Raw genomic sequence first — 13092 nt, forward strand, 5'->3', positions numbered from 1 at the left:
CGACTTGCATGTATTAGGCACGCCGCCAGCGTTCGTCCTGAGCCAGGATCAAACTCTCCATAAAAGTGTTTGAGTTTCATCACTTTAGTGATGGAACATAGCTCAAAATGTATCGCTAACGATACTTTATCATTTTTAATAAAACGATGATAAAAATTGACGAGATTCAATAATCTCTTTAATTCGCTTGGCTTTTGTTCAGTTTTCAAAGAACTTGTCCGCTGCTCAATCAGCAACATTTAAGATCATAACACATCAATATGTTCCGTGCAACATCTTTTTCAATAACCTCTTGTGAATAAATAAAAGGCCAAGCAACAGAACATTGAATACTTTAACACACAATTCAATTCCACGCAAGGTCCTTCGAAATAATTATTCTCAGTATGTACCATACCCGAGATTTAATAATTTAACACATAACGACACCAAATGCAAACTTAAGAATCTAATTTTTTATTAGCTCTATTATAATAACAAAAAAACTGACAAGTTTCTTCTATAAATAAATCTGCATGACCAATAACACCTCCCTTCCTTCAACACACACAATTTAAGATTAACAAACACCCTTTTTGTGAAGAAGTTCACATATCATTCATAAATATTGTGATTATTTTCACAAAGTTTTGCTATAATAAATTTGTAAATAAGAATGGTGATAGAAAAAGGAGGCTTTATATATGAACGGAAAAGTAAATCGAGTAGTATTAATCGGAACAGGGGCAGTAGGTTGTAGCTATGCATATTCACTCATCAATCAAGGGGTAGCTGAAGAATTGGTTCTTATAGATGTGAACGAACTACGATCTGAAGGGGAGGCAATGGATTTAAATCACGGTCTTCCATTTGCTCCTACAGCAATGAAAGTTTGGAACGGTACTTATGCCGATTGCAACGAAGCAGATTTAGTAGTAATTACAGCAGGTCTCGCCCAAAAGCCTGGTGAAACTCGACTAGACTTGGTAACAAAAAATACAATGATCTTCAAAGAAATAGTTAGAAATATTATGGACAGCGGATTTGACGGGATATTTCTTGTCGCAACTAACCCAGTTGATATTATGACGTATGTAACATGGAAAGAGTCCGGATTACCGAAAGAGCGAGTCATTGGTTCAGGTACTACATTAGACTCAGCAAGATTACGCTACATGTTAGGCGATTATTTTGAAATTGATCCTCGAAATATACATGCCTATATTATTGGCGAACACGGTGATACCGAGTTACCCGTTTGGAGCCACACAACGATAGGGATTGACAAATTAGACTCTTATATAGAAAGAAATGAAATGTATACTAACGAGAAGCTCGAAGAAATTTTTAAAAACGTACGCGATGCCGCTTATCATATTATCGAGCGTAAAGGAGCCACTTATTACGGCATCGGAATGTCGTTAGTGCGTATTACAAAAGCGATTTTACAAAACGAAAATAGTATCCTTCCTATTTCCGCCTACCTTAATGGTGAGTACGGTCAGAAAGAAGTTTATATCGGAGTACCCGCCATCATTAATCGAAATGGAATTCGGAACATCGTAGAAATAGACCTAAACGAAAAAGAAAAAAAACAATTCGACCACTCCGTAAAAATACTACGAGAGACTATGCGAGGAATAACAGAAACGAACTAAAGAAACCCGACTTCCACTCCACGGAAGTCGGGTTCTTTGTCAACTAGACAATTTATCTTTATTCTTCTTTTGATCCTCTTCGTACTCATGTTCCCAATAATCAGCATTTTTAATGTTTAATTTTTTCGGATCAAAAACCGGATCAATTCCTTGCTTCTTTTGATCTTCGTAATCTTTCAATACACGCAACGCCGGTTTAGCAAGTATTAAGATCGCAATTAGATTTAACCAAACCATTAAACCTAATCCAACATCACCAAGCGCCCACGCTAAGTCTGCCTCTCGTATTGCACCAAAAAAGACTGCTAATAGTAAAACAACTTTTAATAGGAACATACCGTACTTCTTAAATTTCCCTCGTATTAAATAAGCAACATTGGTTTCGGCCATGTAATAATATGCCATGATCGTTGTAAAAGCAAAGAAAAATAGTGACACCGCAACAAAAGATGCACCAAAACCAGGAAGTACAGATTCAATAGCAGCTTGAGTGTACCCTGCTCCCGCAGGAATTTCGCTAATGTTATTAACAATGTAACCGCCGCTTGGACTTTCAACATTGTACATTCCTGTAAATAAAATCATAAATGCCGTAGCTGAACAAACGAGCAACGTATCAATGTAGACGGAAAATGACTGCACAAGCCCTTGTTTGGCAGGATGAGAAACTTCAGCAGCTGCCGCTGCATGTGGACCTGTACCTTGACCAGCCTCATTAGAATAGATACCTCGTTTAACTCCCCATGAAATCGCTAGACCAATTATACCTCCAAAAGCTGCATCTGCACCAAACGCACTGCTAAAAATCAAACCAATTACAGCTGGTAATTCTGTAATATTAACTAATACGATAATGAGAGATAACAAAATATAAGCTACAGCCATAAAAGGAACCACATACTGCGCAACGTTTGCAATACGTTTTACTCCACCGAAAATGATAATACCTATAATAGCAATTAAAATAAGTCCTGTTACATATGTGTTAACCGAAAATGCATTCTCCACAGCAATTGCAATAGAATTAGATTGAATACCCGGCATAAGTAAACTCATAGCTAGTAAGGTAGCAATAGAAAAAATAACAGCATACCATTTCCAACCTATTCCCTTTTCGATATAATAAGCTGGTCCACCTCGATATTGCCCATCTTGCTTTTGTTTATACATTTGAGCGAGAGTCGATTCTATAAAGGCACTTGACGCACCAATAAAAGCAATCATCCACATCCAAAACACAGCTCCCGGACCACCAAAAGCTATAGCCGTTGCTGTACCTGCGATATTCCCGGTACCAACACGTCCTGAAAGCGCAATCGCCAAAGCTTGGAACGAAGATATACCCGCTGCAGAACTCTTCCCACGGAACGTAAGCCGTACCATATCCTTTACATGTCTAACTTGTAAAAAACGAGTAAGAATAGAAAAAAGTAACCCTACACCTAAACAAAAAATAATCATAGGTGTACTCCACAATACTCCATTCAACCAATTAACAAGTTCGGTCACACAGATTCCCCCTAACTTATCGTTATATTTTTTTACATATCTTACTATTTCGAATTATAGGCGATCGGTCACTATATAACAATAGAAAAATGCGTAAAATTCTAAATTTTTTTTCATCATTATTCGCAATACATCGTCATGGATGCGTTTTCAAAAATAGTAACGTTCGTCAATTGGAATAGTAAGAATTACAACAAACCTCTTATATTGGAAAAATAAAGGCATCTCGAAATCTTTATCGAGATGCCTAAACTTTTTATAGCCGAAGTGCTCTTTCTAAATCTTGAATTATATCATCAATAGCTTCTGTGCCAATAGAGAGTCGAATCATTCCTGGAGAGACTCCTGCTTTGAGTTGATCATCTTCAGATAACTGCTGATGCGTTGTACTAGCTGGGTGAATAATGAGTGATTTTGAATCTCCTACATTGGCTAGGTGAGAGAATAGATTAACAGATTGAATAATCTTCTTCCCTTCCTCTAGTCCCCCTTTTATACCAAATGTTAAAATGGCTCCTTGTCCATTAGGCATTAGTTTTTTTGCTAAATCGAAGGATGGATGACTTTCTAATCCTGGATAACTGACCCACTCAACAGCTTCATGTTTCTCAAGAAATCTTGCTACCGCTAATGCGTTTGAGCTATGACGTTCCATCCTCAAATGAAGCGTTTCCAAACCTTGTAAAAGCAAAAATGAGTTAAATGGAGAAATAGCAGCCCCTAAATCGCGAAGCAACTGAACACGAGCCTTTGTGATATAGGCAATTGGACCAACAGCTTCTGTGTATACTACACCGTGATAGCTCGGATCAGGTTCAGTTAATCCTGGATACTTCCCACTTGTATTCCAATCAAACTTTCCACTATCAACAATCACTCCTCCAATTGAAGTACCATGCCCTCCTATAAATTTTGTTGCTGAATGTACAACAATATCAGCTCCAAACTTTATTGGCTGTAATAAATACGGACTAGGAAATGTATTATCGACAATTAGAGGAATGTGATGATCATGTGCAATCTTTGCAATTGCTTCAATATCTAGAACGTCTCCTTTTGGATTTCCGATCGTCTCCGCATAAATGGCTTTTGTTTTATTCGTTATCGCATTTCTAAAATTTTCCGGCTCTGACGGATCGACAAAGGTAACATTGATCCCCATTTTCGGCAAAGTGATTGAAAAAAGATTATACGTACCTCCATATAAACTAGATGCAGAAATAATTTCATCCCCAGCCTCTGCAATATTCAAAATAGAATACGTAATTGCAGCTTGTCCAGAGGCTGTTGCAAGGGCTCCTGCACCTCCTTCTAATGCAGCTACCCTCTTTTCAAACACATCTGTTGTCGGGTTCATTAATCTTGTATAAATATTCCCAAACTCTTTTAGAGAAAAAAGATTAGCTGCATGTTCTGTATCTTTAAAGCCATATGAAGTTGTTTGATATAAAGGAACCGCACGTGACATGGTTGTTGGATCAATCTCTTGGCCTGCGTGAATAGCTAGGGTTTCCAATTTAAAGGAATCTTCTAATGTCATAAACATTCACTCCCATTATTTTAATATGATACATTATCTACCAAATTACATTTTCATCATAGTAGTGAATAACTAGTCTGTCAATTGATTTTTCTGAAAATTCTATTACGAATTAGATCATAAAAAAAGCCTACCTCGTATAGACGTACAAGGTAGGGCTCACTATCCCTTCTATGTTCGTAACATGACATTTACATAGCTTGACCGCTATCACCTAACGATAGCGAATCATACACCGTAAAACCTTGATGATTGGAAAAATCAATGAGCAACGCCCCCTCAATATATAACACCGTAAAACGATCAATTCTTATGACAATATCATTGAACTCGAAATATTCATCTTTTTTGCGATATTCATCAAAGACGAGTTGAAGTGTAACCCCAATTTTAGGTCCTTCTAGTATTTTTGCATCTATTCTTGGGAGCATTTCTTTTTGCATTAACATTGTTTTCAGTTGACAGAGAGCTGCGTCAGTCATATGAATAACCATAAGTTTCTCACTTCTCCTTTATCAACAGGTTCTACAATTTGTTCACAAATCTGAAAAACTACTCGTGAGAGATTCGTAGCTATTACCTAAACCACTCATCTGTTACACTTTTATGATCTACCAACCAATTTTCGACACCTTCTACTTCATTTTCCGCTTTAATAATTTCAGCCTCTAGCAAAGCTAATTGTTCGGATGTAATAGAAAATTTACTTAACCACTCAGTAACCTCTGGATACTCATTAGCAAAACCTAAACGACCAATGGATTGAAGTTCCTCTACTCCATTTGGGTTCATTAAGCCTTTCGGATCTTCTAAATAGCGTAGATTAAATTCTTCAAAAGCCCAATGAGGGCTCCACAACGTCACAACAATAGGGTTTTTAGTGGAGACTGCTTTCTCTAATTCCGCTACCATACCTGGTGTACTACTTTCAACTAACTCCCAATCATTTAATCCATATCCCGGAATCGCTTCCTCTCTAGTAATTCTCATTAAACCAGCCCCTGGTTCAATTCCAATAACTTTCCCTTTAAATACTTCTTTCGCATCTAGTAACTCTTCTATGGACTGTGTTGCCATTTTTCCATCAATAACTAACTTGTGTTAGAACAAAGGTTTCCCCTTTATGGACTTCAAAACTTGCATTAAAAATAGCAACAGTCGTATTCGTCAAATTCTCTACCTCATACTTATTTTTCCCCTGACGCCGAAGAGTCAGTGCTTCGTCCAACTTTTTCCATAAACCTTTGATACTTGCTCAATTCGAATAAGTGGTTCAGACTCCTTTATTTTCGCTCTCATCATTGTCCTCCTCATGTAAAACGAATGGTTGAAACGAAGCAAGTGGATAGGGGCTCTTGCCTATCTTGATCACAATAAGTTTATACACGAGCCCCACCCTTTTAACATATATCCTGATTTGATATAATGGAAAAAGAATCTTCCTTGAATTAGATTGTATCCTTATGCCTGCCAGCTAGCGGATGTATGACATTTCAAGGGGATTCCAATTATTTCCTAGCACCCCCATTACAATATCTCCTTTCCTCATGTTGTTATCATTCCGATGGATTTCATTACATAATTGTAAAAAGCTGATACGTGATGTTCGATCGGTACCAAAATACCACCACTTTTATATGCTTTTGATCCCATATTTTCTTGACACCATTCACACGCTTCGAAATCTTGTTCATTTACACGGTGAAATAATTCAACAGCATCAGTTGGATCAAAATCCGACTTTTCTATTTCTTCAGGAGCAAACAACCAGTCACAAACTACTCTTGTTTTCGTTTCACTGATCGGAATTAATCGATGAATGATAACATGATCTGGTGTCAAATTAACAAACACGTGAGGCAATAGCGTTATACCAAAGTACGTACGATCATCTTCTGGGAGTAATCCTTTTAAAGGCTTGCGTTTTCCTTTTCCACTTAAGGAAAACGACTGTACACTTTCATGAAACGTAGCTCCTCCACCAACCGTATTTTGGGTTCCTACTCCAGAACGAAACTCTGGTAAAGTAGCTGTTAATTCGGGATGAATAGAGGAACAGTGGTAGCATTCTTGGAAATTTTCAATGATGAGCTTCCAGTTAGCATCAACCTCGTATTCTTTTTGCGCACCAATCTTCAAATCTTCAATTTGGTATCTAGCAAATGTTGAAAGCTCTCCGAACCTCTCAAATAATTGCGTATTCAATTGTTGTTCAACCGGAAGAGCCTGTTCGTCTAAATTAAGCCATATCATCCCATGCCATGTGCGTAAATGAACTTCATACAAACCATACTCGTCATTATTCACAAGTTCTTCTTTACAATCGCTCGTATTAGGGACAGCCATTAATGCTCCATTTAATCCATAACTCCAATTGTGATAAGGGCATCGAATGGTTTTTCCCACTTTCCCATTTTGTTCACTGCACAGAGTTGCACCACGGTGTCTACAAACATTTAAAAATGCACGAAGCTCACCATCCCTCCCACGAACAACCAAAACATTTTCATTTCCTATCTTTGTTGTCAAATATTGTCCAGGTTCTGTCACTTCATAAGAATAGCCAACAAACATCCAAGACTTAGAAAAGATATTTTCCTGTTCCAATTGAAACACATCCTGACTCGTATACAATTCCCCTGTTAATGTAGCAGCTAACTTTCCACGTTGATTTTCGTTATTTTCATTTAACAACATTAGATTTTCCTCCTTTAAATTCCCATCTTCATTTCGTGAACTTGTTCATTATTTATAAGCAAACCTTTGTGGCTGAAATAAATCAATTGGATGTTTTGTATTGCCTGTAATAACTAAATCTCCTATTACTTCACCCACAACGCTAGCAAATTTAAATCCATGACCAGAGAAACCTGCGGCTACGACTACTTGAGCATGTTCTGGATGTGGAGAAATAACAAAATGTTCATCTGGAGTATTCGTATACATGCATGTCTTGCCTTGTAAGAAACGACCATTTAACTGTGGCATTGCCTGTTGTAGATATTCTCGCATTCTATCCACTTCATAATCATAAACTTGCCGATCAATTGTCTCTGGAGTGCACGTTCGTCCTTTCCGAAAAAATGCTACCTTTGCCCCCTCTCCAGACATTCCGTATGATGGGAATCCATACAATTGGACACCATCTTCTGCTTCCCATATATAGATCGGGTGCTTTCCAACTTTAAACGGTTCAATCGTGTTAGTCGGTTCAAAAAACATTTGGATGTGTCTCTCTACTTCTAGACTCACTCCTAAATCTTGTAATATTTGTGGCGCCCATGCTCCCGGGGAAATAACTAGCTTGCCAGCTTCATAAACACCATTATTTGTAACAACACGAACCCCTTCTCCTGTTGGGGAAGCTTCCCATGTCTCTACTACTTCAAAAAACTTAAACTCCGCACCGTGTCTCTCTGCTTGCGAAAGGTGTGTGTATACACTGAGTTCTGGTCTGACAAAGCCTGCTTTTTCCTCGTACAGCCCGATCATCTGATCTGATGGGGTAAAAACAGGAAATCGTTGGCGAATATCCCTTGAATTAAGTACTTCATAAGATAGTCCCCATTTTTTCGCACTTTCAATACTACCTGAAACGGTTAAACTACTAGGGTTCCCTACCATGAGACCGCCCGTTATGGTTAAAATTTCTTCTCCGCTTTCTCGCTCGATTTCATCCCATAGTTCATAGGCACGTAATAATAAAGGAACATAAGCTGGGTCTTCAAAGTAAGATTGCCTTATGATTCTTGATCCTCCATGACTAGATCCTTGATCATGAGCCGGGGCAAATCGATCAATACCTAATACTTTCTGACCTCGTTTTGCTAATTGATAAACTGCAGTACTTCCCATAGCTCCTAAACCAATCACAATTACATCATATTTTGTTGACATTCGGTGTTCCCCTTTCTTTTAAATCGTTATAATTGATTCCGTTTCAATTGTGGCTTTAATTCGATTACCAAAATACTCAACCCACACTTGTTTCCCTCGCTCTACTTCCGCCTGCTCTAACCAGGCCTGTGCCACTCCCACTCCATTGCTATAGCCATAGTCCGCACTTGTGATAAACCCCTTCACTTCTCCATTAACATACACTGGTTCAAAGCCCATCACAGTCACTTTTGGATCTTGAAATGTAATAGCTATTAACAGTTTTTGTGAGCCCCTTTCTTTTCTTTTTTCTAATGCCTGCATTCCGATAAAGTTGGTCTTTCCGTCAGAAAGCATCTGAACTAATCCTGCTTCATATATATCGTGTTCACTCCAATAATCCTTTCCTCCTCTTGGGAGTTTTGATTCAATTCGTAAACTCTCATAAGCACGGTTACCAGCTGCTATAATTTGAAACGATTTCCCTATCTCGTCTATCAAATCCCACAAAGGTAGTCCATTATCCATCGTTACGATAAACTCCCAACCTTCTTCTCCTACATAGGAATCATGTATGGCAATTGCCAAGATAGATTGAATTGCCACCTCTTTTGCCTTGCCTTTATCCCATTTGGTAAGATCTAGCTCCGTTAGCAAAGCCGCTAACGCTGTCGACTTCGGTCCAACTAATCCAAATGAGCACGTTTCACTAGTAACATCGTTAATAAAAACGGAACTTCCTAGTTTGACGAAGCGCTTGATCCAACTTTCTTCTATTAAACTTGCACATAAGACGAGAAATTTCGTCACAGCCATTCGAATTACAGTTACCTCTCCTTTTATCGTCCCTCTATCTGTTAACATAACTGTATGAGTAACGTCTCCAATATTTGTATCGACATCGCTAACCGTTACCAATTGTAAAAGCTCAAGGGCATCCTCTCCGCTTATCTCGAGCCTCTTCTTCTTTGCTGTAAAATCATACATCGCAACATGTTTACGAGTATGCAAATGTTCAATTCCAATAGCTTGGGACCAATACTTCGCTTCCCACCCTTTACGCTCAGGAATGCAATCTTCATATTTCGGTAAAAGTACCTTATTAGCAGAGTACCATTGAGCTTGTTCCCATCCTGATGTTTCAGTAAAAGTAGCCTCTAGATCTTTTTGTCTAGTTAGATAGCTAGTTACTTGTATGTTTCTCGCTGTGTCCTGGGGCATAAACGGATGGTGGATATCGTATACTTTTTCAAATTGTTCCATTGAGCGTGTACGATAGTAGGCTGGCGTTAGGGCATATTGGTCAAAACGATTAATATCGCAGAATTCCAAATCAAGCGATGGAGTTCCATTTATTATCCATTCTGCCATAGCCTTGCCTACTCCAGCTGAATGAGTAACCCAAACTGCTTCCGCTACCCAAAAGCCTTTCACATTCCTTGATTCCCCTAAAAGCGGCATTCCATCTGGTGTAAAGGAGAAAATACCATTAATCCCTTTCTTTATTGCTGCTTTTTTTAACGACGGAAATAATGCTTTAGCATCTGTCCAAGGTTTTTCAAAGTCATTTACCGTAAAAGGTTTTACTGATGGCATGTCTTTTGTCTCTTCGCTCTTAGGAATCGTACTTAATTCAATTGGCATCGAACGATGTTGATAAGAGCCGATTCCGAGCCCAGAATAAATTTGACGGTAATATAACGCATGATCTTGCTGTCTTATGAGAGGCATTTCTACTTCCTCCGTTTTGTTTGTAAGTAATTCGAGATCACTTGTCATTACATATTGATGAGCCATTGGTAAAAGAGGGATTGTCACATTGACCATTTCGCCAATACGCGGACCCCAGAATCCCGCACAACAAATAATAAGATCTGCTTCAAACCTCCCTTTTGTTGTTTCTGCTGCTTTTACTTTCCCGTCAATAACTTCAACATCTGTCACCTCCGTGTTCCCGTAAAATGACGTTCCAGCTTTCTTTGTGTATTCGGCCATCTTTTCTATGGCTCTTAAAGGCTTAGCGATTCCATCTGTTGGTACGAACAATCCACCTTCAATCTGTTCTACATTTAAAAGTTCGCACTTTTCAGAACATTCTTCAGGTGTTAATAGCTTTGCTTGTATTCCCCATGACGCCGCTAAACCCGCTTTTCTTTTTAAGTCTTTCATTCGTTCCGGTGTACTAGCAATTTCTATGCTTCCTACTTGATAAAAGGAGGGTAAATCTTGTTCATTGCTTAAATTAAGAAAGCAATCTACTGTATCATTTGCTAGTTTCGTTAATAATTTCGATGAATTGAGTTGAAAGACAAGACCTGGAGCATGAGACGTCGAACCACCCGTTTCAAACAACGGACCTTGTTCTATAACTGTGATATCAGTCTGACCCATTTTACTTAAGTAGTAAGCTGTACTGCAACCAACAATTCCTGCACCAATGATGACAATCTTTTTTTGCTTCAAAGTTATTCCCTCCTTTTGGTAATTTTCATCTTGCTGAGCAAATTATAAATCTGAAATTTCTAAAAATAAATTGTTACTGTTAGAAAAAATAACACAAATTTTTCACCCCTTTTTTTTCTTTTGTTCGTGTTACTATGATTTATTGCTTTTTAATTACGTATTTCCAACACAGTCGTTATTAAATAGCGAATTTTATATAATTTATTAATAGTAAAAAAGACTCACACCACACAGCTACATAAATAGAAAGAAGCGTCTGCATATTGCAAACGCTTCTTTCTAGTCAAATTTCATAGTGAAAATGATACCTTAACTTCTGTTCCTTTTCCTAACTCACTTACAACATCAATAGAACCTTTAAAGTGTTTTACAATTTGATACACCATAAATAATCCTATTCCTTGCCCAGCAACCTCTTGATTGATTTTTTGATATTTTTGAAACAACCGTTCAAGATTTTCAGATGTCATTCCAACACCCTTGTCAGTAATATGTATATGCAAACGCTCCCCCTCAATGAAACTATTAATCGTAACTACTTCCCCTTCATGACTATATTTAATAGCATTACTTAGTAAATTAGAGATAATCAATTTAATTCCCATTATGTTGCCATTAATAATGGTATTAGGAGGCACTTGTAAATTAGCCCTCAGTTCAATATTCTGAGTTCTTGCCTTAATAGTCATCACTTCTACTACTTCTTCTATACAAGGCAATGCTTTAATTAATTTTGTTTTCCAAAATGTATCAATGGTAAGCATCTGTTCAGTCTGAATTATGTGATGAATTTCATGATCAATTGCCACAGAATAATCTTCAATTAAGCTTAACTTAGCTTGAATATCTTTGTCTGGTAATTCAGATTTTAATATTGCAGCAAATGACTTAATTACTGTCAACGGATTTCTTACTTCATGTGCGACGACATGAATAAAATCTAGCTTCTGACGATAAAAGTCCAATTCAGATTCTATCTTTTTTTGAGCGGCTAATGAAGGAAAAACCGTATGATCTTGATGATTATATAATGAAGATTTTACTAAATCAGTATCCGTCATTAAATATGGATGACTTCTCATCATATCTGTTTGAACAGAAGCCGGAACCTCTCGCCCGTCGTAAACACACACAGTCATATATCCAATCTCACTTACTGTCAAATCGCATTCATTTTCGTATTTATTTACATCACTTCTATCGTATGTTAAATCCTTCCATGCAACTTTCCCCCAAACCCGAATGGAAAGATCTTCATCAACGAATGGTTGAACTGCTATTTTAAAACTTTCCAACGCCCTTTCAAACTTAAAGTCTCCATATGTTTGGTAAAATTCTATGTTATTTTTGTAATGGAGAATTTCAGTAAGTCCTAATGATTCAATTTGAGTCCCCAGTTTTTCTAAAAGCGCATCATAACATTCATAGCTTTCAATAATAATTACATGTTGATTCATTGCTTTCGCAGAAAGTATATAGGAGACAAGATTTTCTAAATACCGTTCTTCTGATTCGTAAAAATATAGAATGTGCGATCCGTCTTGTACTTGTATATTCTTCGTTAGAGAAATGGATCTAGTTTGTATTGCCATAATCAACCGCCTTTCGATGCTCAAATCTATTGTAACGTAATTAAGAGAATAAAAGTATGAAAATCTATGCTTTTATTTCATTCCCTAAATGACATCCGACAAGCCTATTTCATCCCCTTCAAACTCATTATACTTACCCTCTTTTCAAATATTAAACTATATTATATACAAATTTTTAAACAATCAATGAAACTATGTCAGAAAACTTACTACACCACTCCTTACACGATTTCTACTTTCTAAAACACTACTTATTAGAAATCCTCTATATGACTCTAATACATCTGACAAAAACCATTAAAAATTGACTATGATGATATTAATTTAACTAGATTCAACTTTACTGAAACTACTAGTGCTTTAAGGTTTAAGTGAGATAATATACCGCTCATCTTTAAATCAAGTCTTTACAATTTTTTTAATTATGTTAAATTTATATTATTAAGAACGTTAAGTTTTTATTTAACGAATTTAT

The 13092-nt window shown here is 37.2% G+C and carries 9 protein-coding genes and 1 rRNA gene; 1 reads left to right on the forward strand and 9 read right to left on the reverse strand.

The window, feature by feature from the left end; translation table 11 throughout:
• Nucleotides 1-64 (reverse strand): 16S ribosomal RNA (locus tag N0O92_RS13755); the annotation flags it as partial.
• 619 nt (nt 65-683) lie between these two features.
• On the opposite strand from N0O92_RS13755, the gene N0O92_RS13760 reads away from it, so the two are divergent.
• A complete protein-coding gene (locus tag N0O92_RS13760; protein WP_315615245.1) occupies nt 684-1637 on the forward strand; it encodes an L-lactate dehydrogenase in 954 nt (317 codons plus the stop codon).
• Between the two features lie 39 nt (nt 1638-1676).
• Here the strand turns inward: N0O92_RS13760 and N0O92_RS13765 are convergent, their stop codons facing one another.
• From N0O92_RS13765 to N0O92_RS13800, 8 genes are all read right to left on the reverse strand, one after another.
• Nucleotides 1677-3098, reverse strand: coding sequence for an alanine/glycine:cation symporter family protein (locus N0O92_RS13765; protein WP_396334520.1), 1422 nt, complete (start codon nt 3096-3098; stop codon nt 1677-1679).
• 304 nt (nt 3099-3402) lie between these two features.
• Entirely contained in the window at nt 3403-4686 is a 1284-nt protein-coding gene (locus tag N0O92_RS13770) for a homocysteine synthase (protein WP_315615247.1), read from the reverse strand.
• A gap of 191 nt (nt 4687-4877) precedes the next feature.
• On the reverse strand, nt 4878-5180 hold the full coding sequence (locus N0O92_RS13775) for a hypothetical protein (RefSeq protein ID WP_315615248.1): 303 nt from the start codon (nt 5178-5180) through the stop codon (nt 4878-4880).
• An 82-nt stretch (nt 5181-5262) separates the two neighbouring features.
• A complete protein-coding gene (locus N0O92_RS13780) occupies nt 5263-5763 on the reverse strand; it encodes a glycine betaine ABC transporter substrate-binding protein (RefSeq protein WP_315615249.1) in 501 nt (166 codons plus the stop codon).
• A gap of 468 nt (nt 5764-6231) precedes the next feature.
• Complete coding sequence (locus N0O92_RS13785) at nt 6232-7383, reverse strand: aromatic ring-hydroxylating oxygenase subunit alpha (RefSeq protein WP_315615250.1); 1152 nt, start codon at nt 7381-7383, stop codon at nt 6232-6234.
• 48 nt (nt 7384-7431) lie between these two features.
• The gene (gene solA, locus N0O92_RS13790) at nt 7432-8583 is read right to left on the reverse strand and encodes an N-methyl-L-tryptophan oxidase (RefSeq protein WP_315615251.1); all 1152 of its coding nucleotides are present in this window, start codon (nt 8581-8583) and stop codon (nt 7432-7434) included.
• 18 nt (nt 8584-8601) lie between these two features.
• Nucleotides 8602-11025 (reverse strand): GcvT family protein, encoded by a 2424-nt coding sequence (locus N0O92_RS13795; protein WP_315615252.1) that lies wholly within the window; start codon nt 11023-11025, stop codon nt 8602-8604.
• A gap of 290 nt (nt 11026-11315) precedes the next feature.
• Entirely contained in the window at nt 11316-12617 is a 1302-nt protein-coding gene (locus tag N0O92_RS13800) for an MEDS domain-containing protein (RefSeq protein ID WP_315615253.1), read from the reverse strand.
• Nucleotides 12618-13092 lie beyond the last annotated feature (475 nt).

Source organism: Alkalihalobacillus sp. MEB130 (assembly GCF_032335535.1).
GTDB lineage: Bacteria > Bacillota > Bacilli > Bacillales > Bacillaceae_D > Halalkalibacter.

Bases quoted from the DNA above. Each gene is read 5' to 3' on its own strand.
- N0O92_RS13760 (WP_315615245.1), top strand. From the start codon at position 684: ATGAACGGAAAAGTAAATCGAGTAGTATTAATCGGAACAGGGGCAGTA.
- N0O92_RS13765 (WP_396334520.1), bottom strand. From the start codon at position 3,098: ATGATTATTTTTTGTTTAGGTGTAGGGTTACTTTTTTCTATTCTTACT.
- N0O92_RS13770 (WP_315615247.1), bottom strand. From the start codon at position 4,686: ATGACATTAGAAGATTCCTTTAAATTGGAAACCCTAGCTATTCACGCA.
- N0O92_RS13775 (WP_315615248.1), bottom strand. From the start codon at position 5,180: ATGGTTATTCATATGACTGACGCAGCTCTCTGTCAACTGAAAACAATG.
- N0O92_RS13780 (WP_315615249.1), bottom strand. From the start codon at position 5,763: ATGGCAACACAGTCCATAGAAGAGTTACTAGATGCGAAAGAAGTATTT.
- N0O92_RS13785 (WP_315615250.1), bottom strand. From the start codon at position 7,383: ATGTTGTTAAATGAAAATAACGAAAATCAACGTGGAAAGTTAGCTGCT.
- solA (WP_315615251.1), bottom strand. From the start codon at position 8,583: ATGTCAACAAAATATGATGTAATTGTGATTGGTTTAGGAGCTATGGGA.
- N0O92_RS13800 (WP_315615253.1), bottom strand. From the start codon at position 12,617: ATGGCAATACAAACTAGATCCATTTCTCTAACGAAGAATATACAAGTA.